The organism is Shinella sumterensis, assembly GCF_004514425.2.
GTDB lineage: Bacteria > Pseudomonadota > Alphaproteobacteria > Rhizobiales > Rhizobiaceae > Shinella > Shinella sumterensis.
Genome location: NZ_MYFN02000009.1, coordinates 33,588 through 47,247, shown reverse-complemented (window position 1 = coordinate 47,247; position 13,660 = coordinate 33,588). Strand labels below are relative to the sequence as shown.

Sequence of the window (13,660 nt, the reverse complement as noted above, 5' to 3'; positions counted from 1 at the left end):
CCAACGTCCCAAATGCCGGCCTCGTCATGAAATTCGTGGAGCTTGATGGGCAAGACGGTCAGCCTCCTCGTTCCGTGAGTGTCGTTGGCCTGGAACTGGAACCGCTGAACTACGACGAGCTGGCGGGCGCGCAACTGCATAAACCTCTGTCGGTCCCGCTCAATTGGCGTCACGCCAGAATTCTAGAGACGAACATCCAAGGGGTTGAGATCGATGGGCTGGCACGCGGAAACGCCATGCTCGAGAGCACTCACAGTTCGATGGCCGTCAGCCTGCAGCGTGGCGGTTGGCTTCCGTCTGGACTCGCGGTCGCCGATGCTGGTGTTACGATCCTGCCGGACAGAAATGTCATCAGCCAAATAAAGGGACGTTTCGAGGGCGGTTCTGTTGTCGGCGCGGGGCAGGACTTTCTGGACTTGCTTGCCGGGCAAGAGGTGCGACTGAACCCCCTTCTATACGCGATTGAAGGCAATGACCGGTGTATTCCAGATCGTCCGATTGTCAATCCATATCCTTGTCGCTGCGAGCTTGAGTGCTGCCAAGTAGTTGTCGGCCCGGCGGTCATATCGTGTGGCAAGGCCGCGCATCTGCTTGATACGATTGAAAAAGCGCTCGACCTGGTTGCGCTGGCGATACACCCAGCGGCTGAAGCTGAAGGTCTGTTTGCGGTTGGCCTTGGCAGGGATGTTTGCCCAGCATTTCCGTTGCTTGGCAAAGTGACGGATCGCATCGGTGTCATAAGCCTTGTCCGCAAGAAGCGTCGCACCAGGCTGCAACCCGCTCAGCAACCTTTCGGCCATGGGGGCGTCGGCAGCTTGGCCTGCAGTCAACTCCAGCCGAACAGGCCGTCCATCGGCATCGACGAGCGCATGGATTTTGGTGGTCAGGCCGCCACGGGAACGTCCCATGCAAGGATCGGCAGAGCCCCCTTTTTAGCGTTGGCACCGTGCTGGTGAACGCGAACGCAGGAGCTGTCGATCATCACGATGTCACCCGCATAACGCTTTGACACGGCATCAAGAAGTTGATCCCAGACACCTGCCTGTCGCCAGCGAGAGAAGCGATTGTAGAGCGTCGTTCGCGGGCCATAGCGCTCCGGCACATCGCGCCAGGACGAACCCGTCCTAAACCGCCAAAGGATACCATTGATTACCCGGCGATCATCAACGCGTTTCACTCCACGGCTGTTGGTCGGAAGCAGAGGTTCGATGACAGCCCATTCTTCGTCGCTCAGTTCGTGACGGCGCATGACGATCTCCCTTCAAGGCGAGTGAATCATAATCCGCGCGCTACATGAACCCCGTTTATGGGGACGCGGCCTAGTTCCTTTTATTCCGGCCGAACGTTGTGAGGTGGCCCGCCTCCTGCAGGTGCGGCGGACCACCCATGATCGCTTTAGAAATCCATACCGGCGCCGGCGGGCATAGCCGATGCGGTTTCCTTCTTCGGCTTTTCGGCGATCATCGCTTCGGTCGTGACGAGCAGGCCGGCGACAGAGGCTGCGTCCTGGAGAGCGGTCCGCACGACCTTGGCCGGATCGATGACGCCCTGCGCGTAGAGATCGCCATACTCGCCTGTCTGGGCATTCCAGCCGTAGGAGAACTCGCTTTTCTCCCGCAGTTTTCCGACAACGACAGACCCTTCAGCGCCGGCGTTTTCGGCGATCTGACGGACAGGAGCCTCAATCGCACGGCGGATAATGTCGACGCCGACGCGCTGGTCCTGGTTGGCAGTGGAGAGATTGTCGAGGGCCTTCACGGCACGCAACAGGGCCACGCCGCCGCCGGGCAGGATACCTTCTTCCACGGCCGCGCGGGTTGCATGCAAGGCATCGTCCACGCGATCCTTCTTTTCCTTGACCTCGACTTCGGTCGAGCCACCAACGCGGATGACGGCAACGCCCCCAGCGAGCTTCGCAAGACGCTCCTGCAGCTTCTCGCGGTCGTAGTCCGACGTGGTTTCTTCGATCTGCGCACGGATCTGGGCAACGCGGCCGTCGATTTCCGCCTTGGAGCCGACGCCATCGATGATCGTGGTATTTTCCTTCTCAATGGCCACCTTCTTGGCGCGACCAAGCATGTTGAGTGTGACATTCTCCAGCTTGATGCCGAGATCTTCGGAGATGACAGTACCACCCGTCAGGATGGCGATATCTTCCAGCATGGCCTTGCGACGATCACCGAAGCCCGGAGCCTTGACGGCAGCGATCTTCAGGCCACCTCGCAGCTTGTTGACAACGAGCGTCGCGAGCGCTTCGCCTTCGACGTCTTCAGCGATGATGAGCAGCGGCTTGCCCGACTGCACAACGGCTTCGAGAACGGGAAGCATTGACTGCAGGTTCGACAGCTTCTTCTCGTGGATCAGGATATAGGGATCCTCAAGTTCGACCCGCATCTTGTCTTGGTTTGTCACGAAATAGGGGCTGAGGTACCCGCGGTCGAACTGCATGCCTTCGACGACCTCAAGTTCGGTCTCGGCGGTCTTGGCCTCTTCAACCGTGATCACACCTTCGTTTCCGACTTTTTCCATCGCCTCGGCAAGATAGCGGCCGATCTCCGGATCGCCATTGGCCGAGATGGTACCGACTTGAGCGATCTCGGAATTATTGGTGATCTTGCGGGCGTTAGTCTTGAGTTCCTGGACGACTGCGTCGACAGCGAGATCAATGCCGCGCTTCAAGTCCATTGGGTTCATGCCGGAAGCGACAGCCTTGGCGCCTTCCTTGACGATTGCCTGGGCAAGAACCGTCGCGGTGGTCGTACCGTCGCCGGCCAGATCATTGGTCTTTGACGCCACTTCACGCAGCATCTGGGCGCCCATGTTTTCGAACTTATCTTCCAGCTCGATTTCCTTGGCGACCGAAACACCGTCCTTGGTGATGCGCGGAGCACCGAAGGACTTGTCGATCACAACATTGCGGCCCTTCGGACCAAGCGTGACCTTCACCGCATTGGCCAACACATCGACCCCCCGCAGCATGCGTTCACGGGCATCGGTGTGAAACTTGACTTCTTTCGCAGCCATTTCTTTAACTCCTCAATAGGCAGCTATCTGACTGATGAACGTAGGGTGGATGGCTCAGGCGGCCTGTCTTTGCTCGGCCTGGGCTTCAATGATGCCCATGACATCGCTTTCCTTCATGATCAGCAGGTCTTCGCCGTTGATCTTGATCTCGGTGCCGGACCATTTGCCGAACAGGATGCGGTCACCGGGCTTGACGTCGAGTGCCTGGATCTGGCCAGATTCGTTGCGGGCGCCGGGGCCGACGGCGATGACCTCGCCCTCCTGCGGCTTTTCCTTGGCGGTGTCAGGAATGATGATACCGCCCCTGGTCTTTTCTTCAGCCTCAATGCGGCGGACCAGAATGCGGTCATGTAGTGGACGGAACGTCATATCGTTCTCCTTCAGGACAAACAGATTAAAGAGAGGTTCCTCCGCTCCGAACCGGTTGGTCCGGAGCGGGGCTTGCGCATCCCTTTCGGCAATGCGCGGAAAATGAGCTGGGTTCGCCAATTTATCTTTTCAAGAGGGTGAGTTAAAAAAATCAGCACTCTGAGGCACGAAGTGCTACGGCACTGAAATTCTGACGATATTTCTGTTCCGACGAGTGTCGTTCTGTCTTGAATCACCTCAAGAAAATACCAAAATCACTTTTCCGGCGGGGTATGTGCTCCGCAAATCCGTCACTGATATTTGTGAGAATGTTGTGTTGGATGGAGAATATCGATGGAAAAGCGAAAGCAATTGACGGGCATTCCGTCATCGCTGCAGTCCGCAACAGACCCGGATCTTGATCGGTTGTTGTCACCGGCGCAGTATTTTTCTCATCCCAACGAGGTGTTAAAAAGCCGGATACTGGATCGGGATGAGAAACGGGCGATTCTGGCGGCGTGGGTTTCCGATGCCTGTGCTATCGAGTCAAACCCGGCGCTTCGACAGCGACCCGGCTCACCTGAGCCAATCCCATTTGACGTCATTATGGAGGCGCTGCAGCGGCTGGACGCACAGGCGCGACCGTGCGGGGCTCGACTGCAGGGCGCGAGAGGCGACAAAAAGCATGGCGTAGACATGCATGTCTAAAGAGGATGGAAGAAAGTGATTTCGAAAGTCAGCCGGGAATTCCTGATGCAGATGGAAGGTTATGGTTTGACGACGGCGGAGATCCATTATCGGATGCCAGACCATCCCGGCCTTTTGCAACTCTATGTCTGGCAAGATTATGATCTGGCGCCGCACTTTCCGGAACTCCGCGCTTTCTTGGATTTCTGGTCAGAAACGCTACAAGGACCGCTCCATTCGGTGCGAGTTGCCCACAACCATCTGATTGAACCGTCGGACTGGGTAGCTGTAGACGGGGTCATTTCGATCCAATGAACAAGAAGATCGCCGCGGCGACCCGTGCCGCGGCGACTTGGCCTGGTAGACGCAACGGTCGCCACTCAGGCGCCGTCATCTTCCCTTTCGTCAAGCATGTCGATCAATTCGCCGATTCGTGAGCCGGGAAGAGGGCGACCGGCTCCAATCAGCGCTTCATCGCTGTTGAACCATGCCCACGCCTCCCTGAGCTCTTCGGCTGATGCACCGGTCGAAATAAGATCGGCGACAAGCACGTCATCGACCGGACCCAGAACGGCTTCAACTTCTTCACGTGTCATCGGCATCAACACTTCCTCCTGTTCGTGTGGAAAGGATGGCGTAGAGCGCGGCTTCTTGGGCGAGAGCCTTTTTCGACCTAAAGCCGAACTCCGCCGCAAAAGCATGAAACGTTGATCTTGGTTTACGGGCCGAGCCTCCAAGCACAAATCTGTGAGCGTTTTCGAGCCCAAGGCCGCGGCGGTTCTGCCAAAGCTCTCAGTTGGTCGTCAACACCTTGATCTCTCCCTTTCGTTCGAGAACGTCAACGACCACCTTCGATTGGGTACCGCGCAAAGCGATATCCACCGATGCCGAACCGAGCCGCAGGTCTCGAAGCACAACTTCATCAGTGAAAGATGGCAGTACAGGCTGGTTCAGCGTCAATTGGCAGGCACGTGGATCGAAACCGAGACCGATCACTGTCGCCAGCAGGAAGAGCGGCGCCGCCGCGGCCCAAGCTTGCGGGATGCACGAGACGGGATAGAACGTAGGCCCTTTTCCGCGCTGGCGAACGAAGCCGCAGTAAAGCTCGGGCAGCCGTCTGAGATCGATATAGGTCGATGCGGCAAACAATGCTTCGAAGATGCGTGCTGCCTCGGCCCGATAGCCGTACCGCACGAAACCGGCGGCGATCAGCGCATTATCATGCGGCCAGACCGATCCGTTGTGATAGCTCATCGGATTGTAGCGTGCCTCGGAGGCGGCAATAGTGCGCACACCCCAGCCACAGAAAGATGACTGCGCCATCAGGGTTCGGACGACCTTCTCGGCGCGTTCCGGGAAAGCAATCCCCGTGAACAGCGCATGACCGGCATTCGACGAGCGGACACGGCAAGGATTTTTCTCGCCGTCGAGGGCCAGGATATAGGTTTGCAGTTCTTCGTCAAAGAACGCTTTGTCGAAGGAGATGCGCAATGTCTCGGCCATTCGGTCGAAACTCAAGGCGTCATCGTCCTTACCCAGCTGCCGGGCAATGATCGCGGCCGCCCGCCAGGCACCATATACATAGGCCTGCACCTCCGTCAGAGCGATCGGTCCCGTCGCAAGCCTGCCGTCCTTGTGGAACACGGAGTCGTGGCTGTCCTTCCAACCCTGATTGGCCAGGCCCTTCCCGGTGCGGGCACCATATTCAACGAAGCCGTCACCATCCCGGTCTCCAAACCGGGTAATCCAGTTCAGCGCAGCGCGTATATGGGGCCATAGGCCACGTAAGGTTTCGACGTCACCTGTCCTTTGAAGATAGGCGCCCGCCAGCATGACAAAAAGCGGGGTCGAATCGATGCTGCCGTAATAGCGACGGAAGGGAACTTCACCGAGTTCCGCCATCTCGCCGAAGCGCATCTCGTGGAGGATCTTGCCTGGTTCGGCGTCGGCTTCAGGGTTGAAGTCAACTGCCTGGTTGGCGGCGAGATGCTTAAGGACGCCAAGGGCGATTGCCGGGTCGAGCCAAAGTGTCTCCAGGGCGGTTATCAGCGCATCGCGACCAAAGACTGTGCTGAACCAGGGGATGCCGGCATAGGGGTACGGGCCTTCGGGCGTGTCGGTCATGAGCATATAGAGGTCCGCGACGCTGCGGCGGGCGGCTTCATTGAAAATTTCGTTGGAGGTCACCACCGAGGCGGCACGAGCCGACGAGCGTCGCAGAGCCCGACGCGCCCGACGCAGTGCGGAGAAAAATGTCTTTCGGGGTGGCGTTTTCTCTTCACTGCGCTCGTCACAGATAATCTCGATGAAGAGCGAGCGGGCTTCACGTGGCCCAAGGGTAATCTGATAACGGGCATGATCTCCTGCAATTGAAGAGGGTTCGGGGTCGAAACGCAGAATCGTTGCACGTGTTCGTCCATCGAGACCGAGATAGGAAAGGCGGACGCGATCAGCCTCCACCTCAGGCTGGGCCGATTGCCCGCGCTTCGCGCGGGGCTTGCCCCGTATTTCGAACAGGTCGGCGAAATCGGCCGCAAATGCAATATCGAGACGGACCGTGCGTTCCCGGTCATCGAAATTGCGCAGCAGAAGCCGTTCGTAGCAGACTCCGTTTAGAAGAAACCGTGTCCGCCGTATGTGTAGCAAGTCGTGGCGAAGCGTGTCGCCATCAGGCTCGATGACAATGTCAGGATTGGTGAGATCGCAGTTCAGCGTAGCGTTGTCGTCACGCAATGTCGAAGAAAGCAGCAACGGATGGAGCCCGTTGATGGTCAGGCTGAGATAGGACAGGTGCCGCGTATCCCGATGGAACACACCCTCCGGGTTGCCTGGCCACGAAACTGCATCACCATTATTGTCAAACACGGCGAATGTGTCGCCGTGTTTCAGTGTTCGCGAACCGCGTTCATAGCGGATCGCGGCCTCGGGAACGCCGCTCGTCGGCTTGGTGTCGGAGCCGGCGTAGGCCGGCTCCTTTCTGTCGGTCAATGTTAACGCGGAATCCACGGCTGAAAATCCTTTATCAGACGAGGGTCAGGCTGTGTCGCCGATGGCAAAGGTGGCAGCATTTCCATTGGCAGCATGAAGCGGCATTTGTCCGACGTTGTTGTATCTGTTGACGAGTGAGCGGTAGATGTCGACATAGTCATTGGCCATCCTCCGTGCAGTGAAACGCTTGTCGAACGTGTTGCGGACAGTCTTGCGGTCGAGCTGATCGAGTTTGCCGACGGCATCCACGGCTTCATCAATATCGTTGACGATAAAGCCGGATACATTGTCGTCGATGACTTCGGGTACCGAGCCGCATTCAAACGCAATGACCGGCGTACCGCAGGCCATGGCCTCGATCATGACGAGACCGAAAGGCTCGGGCCAGTCTATCGGGAACAGAAGTGCTTGCGCATTTCCGAGGAAGTCAGCTTTCTGCGTCTCATTGATCTCGCCGATATATTCGACATTCTTGTGCTTTTCGATCATGGGCGCGATTTCCTTTTGCCAGTAGGCCTCATCGGCCTTGTCGACTTTGGCGGCAATCTTCAGCTTCATGCCGGTGCGCGCGGCGATCTCGATCGCCCGGTCCGGGCGTTTCTCTGGTGAAATGCGTCCCAGGAAAGCGAGGTAGTCGCCCTTAGGCTTTTGGGTGAACGGCAAGACGTCCGAGGTCAGCCCATGATACACGGTACCTGCCCAGTTGACCGGGGGCATGGGCCGGCGCTGATCGTTGGAAATCGAGACCAGCGGCACGTCCGGAAAAGAAGCGTAGAAAGGTTTGAGATCAGGCAAGTCCAGCCGTCCGTGCAGCGTGGTGACTGTCTTGCCAGCGAATGGGCTGATCAGCGGGAAATGCAGAAGATCGATATGAAAATGCAGGACGTCGAACTCGTCGGCGCGCTTGCGCACTTCTTCCAGCATCATGACGTGATAGGGGATAGGGTCTTGAACGGCGGGGTTAAGCCTTAGGGCCAAATTCGAACACCGCACGAGCTTGGCGGATGTAATGGAATCACCGCTGGCAAACAGCGTGACATCATGCCCCTGACGAACGAGTTCTTCTGTCAGATAGGAGACGATGCGCTCCGTTCCGCCATAGAGCTTTGGCGGAACTCGTTCGGCAAGGGGTGCGATTTGTGCGATTTTCATCAAAACCTCCTTTAAGAAGCGAAGTTCGGACATGAACATCAAAGACCGTTATTTGCGATCTTCGATCCGGGCACCTTTGAGGCCACCCCAAGCCATTTTCTTCGGGAGATTTTGCATGCTACCAGTCGGGCCGTTGCGCCCGCACTGTCGCACCGCCATTAAAACATGCCAACAAGGCTCAGGCGGATACGTTCGCAAACGCTCCTTCCGATCAATGACAACAACGTTATGAACACTTCGCAATTTGCGAAGCCGATGAAGATTTGGGAAGCGGTGGGCTCGCTTCAAGAGAGGCGGTATAATTTTTTGGCACTCTGGTAGGGGGAGTGCCAGAGCGATATTGAACGCGCCAAAACGCCGCTTACATCTTTCGCGCCACAGAAGAGGACGAGAAAGATGTGCGTGACACACATGACAGGTCCTTCGGGTGCTGTTTGCAAAAAGCAGCCCGATCCACTTGAAGGGCTCATGACCTCGCCGGAGCGCTTCGCGCTGTTTCTGGATATCGACGGTACGCTTCTGGATATCGCACCGACGCCGGGGGCAGTTGCTGTGCCCGACGATCTCGGCCGCGATCTGGCTGCGCTATCCCGATATCTGGGTGGATCACTTGCGCTGGTGACCGGACGTAGTATCGCGACGGTTGACGCGTTTTTTGCCCCCCAACGCTTTGCCGTTGCCGGCCTTCACGGCGCGGAGATGCGGTTCGCGGATGGAACCCGATACGGGACCGCGTCATCAGAGCCCTTCAATAAGGCAAAAGCTCTGCTCAGGTTGCGGCGGCCAGAGCCGGAAAAGGTGATCTTCGAGGATAAGGGCGCCGCTGTGGCGCTCCACTATCGCCTGGTACCCGCAGCGCAACACGCAGTAGAAGCGTTGATGGAAGAGGCTCGGCGCGTAGCCGGTGATGACTGGTACGTCCAACGTGGCAAGATGCTGATCGAACTGCGGCCAGCAAAGGCAAATAAAGGCGATGCGCTCAAAAGTTTCATGGAGACCGCGGAGTTTTCGGGCCGACTGCCTATAGCAATTGGTGATGACCTTACGGACGAAGATATGTTCGTCGCAGCTAAACAAGGGGGCGGCGCGGCAATCCGGGTTGGCAGCGAACCAGGTATTACGTCGGCCGATACCGTATTGCACTCTCCCGCCGACTTGCGTTCTCGTCTGGGCTCTATTGCCTGCTCAAGGCTCGGCAGTCAGGGAACTTCGAGATGAGCCGGCTCATCGTTGTCTCAAACCGGGTCCCGCTACCGGACAAGAACGGCAATCCTCCGCCAGGTGGACTTGCGATAGCGCTCCATTCAGCGCTGCAGAAACATAATGGTCTCTGGATGGGATGGTCGGGCAAACAGAGCGCGGAGACTTATATACCCCCGCTTTCGAGCCAGCGGATCGGCAACATTGAGTACGCGCTCACGGATCTGACGAAGAAAGATATAGCCGAATACTACAATGGCTTTGCCAATCGGGTTTTGTGGCCGACCTTTCATTGTCGGTTGGACCTCAGTGAATACGCCCGTAGTGAGATGTCTGGATACTATCGGGTTAACCGGCTCTTCGCGGACCTGCTAATGCCGTTGATCGAACCTGATGATATCATCTGGGTTCACGACTATCACCTAATTCCGCTGGCGGAAGAATTGCGCATACGCGGTTGCGCCAACAGGATCGGCTTTTTTCTTCATATTCCCTGGCCTCCGGCGGACATCCTGTTTGCCATGCCCGTCTACGACGTGATTCTGCGGGGGCTCTCGTCTTATGATCTGGTAGGCTTTCACACGCGATACGATCTCGACAATTTCGCCGAATGCCTGCGTCGAGAGGGGGCCGGAGAGCTATTGGGCAACGATCTTTGCCGCGCATATGGCAGAGTGTTCCGCTGCGGTGCCTTTCCCATCAGCATTGATACAGCGGAATTCGAGCGCGTGGCAGGCGACGCGGCGAACGACCCTCTGGTTGCGCGTACAAAGGCAAGCCTTGGTGGCAGCGATCTCGTGATCGGCGTCGATCGGCTCGATTATTCCAAAGGGATCACTCAGCGTATCGATGCATTTCATCGTTTTCTGCAGATGAATACCATGCGCATGGGGCGCACAACTCTGTTGCAGGTCACGCCAACATCACGTTCGAACGTGCCCGAATATGCGGCCATGCAAAAAGCGGTCGCCGAATTGGCTGGCCGAGTGAACGGAGAACTCGGCACGGTCGATTGGTCACCGGTGCGCTATATAAACCAGTCTCTCGGTCGCCAATCCCTGGCCGGGCTATATCGCATTGCGAAGGTCGGGTTGGTGACGCCCTTGCGTGACGGCATGAATCTGGTCGCAAAGGAATATGTTGCGGCGCAGAGACCGGAAGACCCGGGCGTTTTGATCCTTTCGCGCTTTGCCGGCGCCGCTCGTGAACTCGACAGCGCGCTGTTGGTCAATCCATATGATCTCGATTCCATGGCCTCGGCGCTCGAAGTTGCGCTCTCGATGCCACGCGACGCGCGCGTGGAACGCTGGCAGGCGATGATGGAAAAATTGCGAACCAACGACATCTTTCACTGGTGCCAGAGTTTTCTCGACACCCTGACGCGCGATTGACATGGTCAGGCTCCTTTCAAGAGACGATTGAATAGACGGACGCAGTATCTTTTCGCCACGGGCCAAAAAATTTTCCATGCTGCTATTGAAAACCTCTTGAAGCCGCAACGTACTGAATTAAATGATTATTGTTCGATCGCCCAATCGGGGATCGACAAGTCCAGGAGGCGCCCTGTGCTCTTGGCGTCTCCTTGTATCCATGTTGCTTGTAAGGAGGATATGGTTATGAGGACAAACCTCGATTTTTCTCCCCTTTTTCGGTCAAGCATCGGCTTCGACCGAATGTTGAACGCACTTGAAGCTGCAAGCCGTGTCGAATCGATCGACAACTGGCCGCCCTACGACATTATCAAGACCGGTGAGGACGACTACCGCATTGCCATGGCAGTGGCCGGCTTCACGCAGGACGAGCTGACGATTACCCAAGAGCAGAACATGCTCTTCGTCGCCGGGCAGAAGGCGAATGACGACAATCAGCAGTATCTGCATCGCGGGATCGCCGGCCGTTCATTCCAGCGCCGGTTCGAGCTTGCAGATCACGTCAAGGTCGTGGGTGCAGGGCTCGTCAATGGTCTGCTGACCGTCGATCTCAAGCGGGAAATCCCTGAAGAGATGAAGCCTCGCCAGATCGCGATTTCGACCGACGTGGCACTGCCGAAGGTCGAGACGAAGCAGATCGAAGCGGACAAGCAGGCCGCCTGATTTTTCAAACGACGTTGTCTGCAATCAGGGCGCCGGGCCATTGCCCGGCGTCACGGGCGGATCTTGTCCAATCAACAGATGAGAAGGAGAAAAACCATGAGTGTTCGTGATCTGATCCCCTGGGGCCGCAATAATCGAGACCAGGTGCCGACTGTCCTGCGCGATGACGACCGCGATCCCTTCCTGTCGCTTCATCGCGAAGTGAACCGACTGTTCGATGATGTTTTCCGCGGCTTCGGCTCGGGCCTGACCACCTTCGGTGGCGGTTCTGCCTTCAGTACCGGCTGGCCGAGCGTTGAGATCTCCGACACCGACAAGGAGATCAAGGTGACGGCCGAAGTGCCAGGCCTTGACGAAAAGGACATCGAAGTCCTGCTCAACGACGGCGTGCTGACGCTGAAGGGCGAGAAGCGCTCCGAGAACGAGGACAAGGATCGTCAGTTCTCTGAGCGATACTATGGCCGCTTCGAGCGCCGCATCCCGCTCGGCGTTGAGATCGCGGAAGACAAGGTCGACGCGCACTTCAAGAATGGCGTGCTGACCGTGATCCTGCCGAAGACCGAGAAGGCGCAGTCGCAGGTCAAGCGCATCGCCATCAAGAGCTGATCGGTTCAACCAACCCTGGCGGCCGGCCCAATGGCGGCCGCCAGTATCCTTCGCCAACCGGGAGGGATGAAGAATGGAGACTGCAAGAGACACAAAACCAGGAATCGAAACGCCGACTGCCGCTGTCCGCGCCTCAAACGACAACCGGCGCAGCCTTTCCTTCGGCCGCCCGCCGTTTTCCGACGACGCGGTCGCGCACATCTTCAAGCCGTCTCGTTCGATGACCACGTCGGGGAATGCGCGCACAAAGGGCTGGCGGCTTGTCTTCGAGCGTCGCTCCGCTCCGTTTGTCGAACCTTTGATGGGCTATACCGGTGGCAGTGACACACTTGCGCAGGTGGAACTCGAATTCCCCACGCTTCAATCCGCCATCCGTTATGCCAAGCGCCAGGGGCTGACCTACGTCGTGCAACAGCCGGCAGACAAGGCTGTTGCGTCGGCGAAGAAGAGGACTGCTCGCCAATCGGCTCGGCCATCCCATGCCTTCGCTGATGCGACCTTGGAGCGGCTGGGTCTTGCTCGACTTCAGGAAAAGTACGGGCAGGCCATGGATAGCGCGGCAGACCGCGACGATGCGTCCGGCCCGGCCAGCTGGTTCGCCCCGATGGACGTCGTTCGCGATCCGGCGCTATCGCTCGACGCGAAGCGTTCGATCCTGATGAACTGGGCCTGGACGGAATATCTGGCGGATCAGGCGACCAACGAAGGCATGCCGGAGAACGACCGGCCGTCGCGCCTTTACGAGGTTGAGCAGGCGATGCTCGCGCTTGAGCGATGCGTTGAAAACGGGCGAGTTCATACAATGAACGATCGCAACGCCGCATGAGGTGAGCCATGGATCCATATGTCATCTTTGATTGTGAGAAGGCTCTTCCGAACCGGTTTGCGCTGGTGCTGGCTGCGGCAGCGCGCACGCGTGCGCTCGACCGTGGGGCCGAACCGAGACTTGCTTTGCGAGACCGGAATGCGGGGGATCTCGCATTGCAGGAGATCGCAGCAGGAGCATTCTCGGAGGACGAACTGGCGCCGTTCCTGCTCCCCCGACAAGCCGAAGCTTGTCTCCTGCCGGCCCCGTCCACGACGTCCAAACTTTGCGGCGACGGCCGTTCGAAGGCTGCCGCCGCATCCGCCGCCTCGCCGACCGAGGCGGTCCATTGATGATGCAACCAACCGATGAGGAGAAATGAACGATGCTAAAGTCCCTGAATTCGAATTACCGGACGGTTTTTGATATCGTCAATATCGTTGCCGGTCTTGGCCTTCTGATCTCGCCCTGGCTGCTCGGCTTCACCGCAGAGACCTATGCCGCCTGGAACGCATGGGTGGTCGGCGCGGCCGTCACTCTTGTCGCCGCCTCTGCACTCTACGCTTTCCATGAGATGGAAGAGTGGCTCAACCTCGTACTTGGCATTTGGGCGCTGATTGCCCCCTGGGCGCTCGGCTTCTCAGCCGTGACTGCCGCCACGAGCGCACATCTGATAGCCGGGATTGTCGTCGTGATCGTGGCAGCCGGCAGTATCTGGTTCGGCCATAATCGTCCGTGGTCGACGGCGTGAGTCTAC

General features: G+C 57.9%; 15 protein-coding genes. 9 read left to right on the top strand and 6 right to left on the bottom strand.

What is annotated here, in order from left to right; translation table 11 throughout:
* Positions 1–452: 452 nt before the first annotated feature.
* The 3 genes from B5M41_RS16940 to groES form a co-directional block, all read right to left on the bottom strand.
* Positions 453–1,249 (bottom strand): IS5 family transposase gene (locus B5M41_RS16940; RefSeq protein WP_413713176.1). Its coding sequence is split into 2 segments (ribosomal slippage): positions 453–925 and positions 925–1,249, totalling 798 coding nucleotides; the frame shifts between segments, so codons are not numbered across the junction.
* A 146-nt stretch (positions 1,250–1,395) separates the two neighbouring features.
* Positions 1,396–3,024, bottom strand: coding sequence for a chaperonin GroEL (gene groL, locus B5M41_RS16935; RefSeq protein ID WP_134652884.1), 1,629 nt, complete (start codon positions 3,022–3,024; stop codon positions 1,396–1,398).
* A gap of 54 nt (positions 3,025–3,078) precedes the next feature.
* Positions 3,079–3,393 (bottom strand): co-chaperone GroES, encoded by a 315-nt coding sequence (gene groES / locus B5M41_RS16930; protein WP_134652882.1) that lies wholly within the window; start codon positions 3,391–3,393, stop codon positions 3,079–3,081.
* Positions 3,394–3,726: 333 nt separating this feature from the next.
* Here groES and B5M41_RS16925 point away from each other — a divergent pair, with 333 nt between their 5' ends.
* Both B5M41_RS16925 and B5M41_RS16920 read left to right on the top strand, forming a co-directional pair.
* Positions 3,727–4,080 (top strand): hypothetical protein, encoded by a 354-nt coding sequence (locus B5M41_RS16925; RefSeq protein ID WP_134652880.1) that lies wholly within the window; start codon positions 3,727–3,729, stop codon positions 4,078–4,080.
* A 45-nt stretch (positions 4,081–4,125) separates the two neighbouring features.
* Complete coding sequence (locus B5M41_RS16920) at positions 4,126–4,374, top strand: usg protein (protein ID WP_112831529.1); 249 nt, start codon at positions 4,126–4,128, stop codon at positions 4,372–4,374.
* A gap of 65 nt (positions 4,375–4,439) precedes the next feature.
* Here B5M41_RS16920 and B5M41_RS16915 read toward each other — a convergent pair whose 3' ends face one another.
* From B5M41_RS16915 to B5M41_RS16905, 3 genes are all read right to left on the bottom strand, one after another.
* On the bottom strand, positions 4,440–4,661 hold the full coding sequence (locus tag B5M41_RS16915; RefSeq protein WP_112831519.1) for a hypothetical protein: 222 nt from the start codon (positions 4,659–4,661) through the stop codon (positions 4,440–4,442).
* 190 nt (positions 4,662–4,851) lie between these two features.
* The gene (locus B5M41_RS16910; protein ID WP_134652878.1) at positions 4,852–7,047 is read right to left on the bottom strand and encodes an amylo-alpha-1,6-glucosidase; all 2,196 of its coding nucleotides are present in this window, start codon (positions 7,045–7,047) and stop codon (positions 4,852–4,854) included.
* A gap of 45 nt (positions 7,048–7,092) precedes the next feature.
* Entirely contained in the window at positions 7,093–8,199 is a 1,107-nt protein-coding gene (locus B5M41_RS16905) for a glycosyltransferase family 4 protein (RefSeq protein ID WP_134652876.1), read from the bottom strand.
* 468 nt (positions 8,200–8,667) lie between these two features.
* Here B5M41_RS16905 and otsB point away from each other — a divergent pair, with 468 nt between their 5' ends.
* From otsB to B5M41_RS16870, 7 genes are all read left to right on the top strand, one after another.
* Positions 8,668–9,417, top strand: a complete 750-nt coding sequence (otsB, locus tag B5M41_RS16900; RefSeq protein ID WP_230640159.1) for a trehalose-phosphatase — start codon at positions 8,668–8,670, stop codon at positions 9,415–9,417.
* A complete protein-coding gene (gene otsA, locus B5M41_RS16895) occupies positions 9,414–10,790 on the top strand; it encodes an alpha,alpha-trehalose-phosphate synthase (UDP-forming) (RefSeq protein WP_134652874.1) in 1,377 nt (458 codons plus the stop codon). The genes otsB and otsA overlap by 4 nt, the downstream gene beginning before the upstream one ends.
* A gap of 225 nt (positions 10,791–11,015) precedes the next feature.
* The gene (locus tag B5M41_RS16890) at positions 11,016–11,492 is read left to right on the top strand and encodes an Hsp20 family protein (RefSeq protein WP_011982782.1); all 477 of its coding nucleotides are present in this window, start codon (positions 11,016–11,018) and stop codon (positions 11,490–11,492) included.
* A gap of 96 nt (positions 11,493–11,588) precedes the next feature.
* Positions 11,589–12,098, top strand: coding sequence for an Hsp20/alpha crystallin family protein (locus B5M41_RS16885; protein ID WP_114215878.1), 510 nt, complete (start codon positions 11,589–11,591; stop codon positions 12,096–12,098).
* Between the two features lie 73 nt (positions 12,099–12,171).
* Positions 12,172–12,924, top strand: coding sequence for an NADH dehydrogenase ubiquinone Fe-S protein 4 (locus tag B5M41_RS16880; protein WP_134653241.1), 753 nt, complete (start codon positions 12,172–12,174; stop codon positions 12,922–12,924).
* A gap of 8 nt (positions 12,925–12,932) precedes the next feature.
* Positions 12,933–13,256 carry a DNA-directed RNA polymerase subunit omega gene (gene rpoZ, locus B5M41_RS16875; RefSeq protein ID WP_114215880.1) on the top strand — a complete coding sequence of 108 codons (324 nt, stop codon included), beginning with the start codon at positions 12,933–12,935 and terminating at the stop codon, positions 13,254–13,256.
* 32 nt (positions 13,257–13,288) lie between these two features.
* Positions 13,289–13,654: an SPW repeat protein gene (locus tag B5M41_RS16870; RefSeq protein WP_134653243.1), complete on the top strand. Its 366-nt coding sequence runs from the start codon at positions 13,289–13,291 to the stop codon at positions 13,652–13,654.
* The last annotated feature ends 6 nt before the right edge of the window (positions 13,655–13,660 follow it).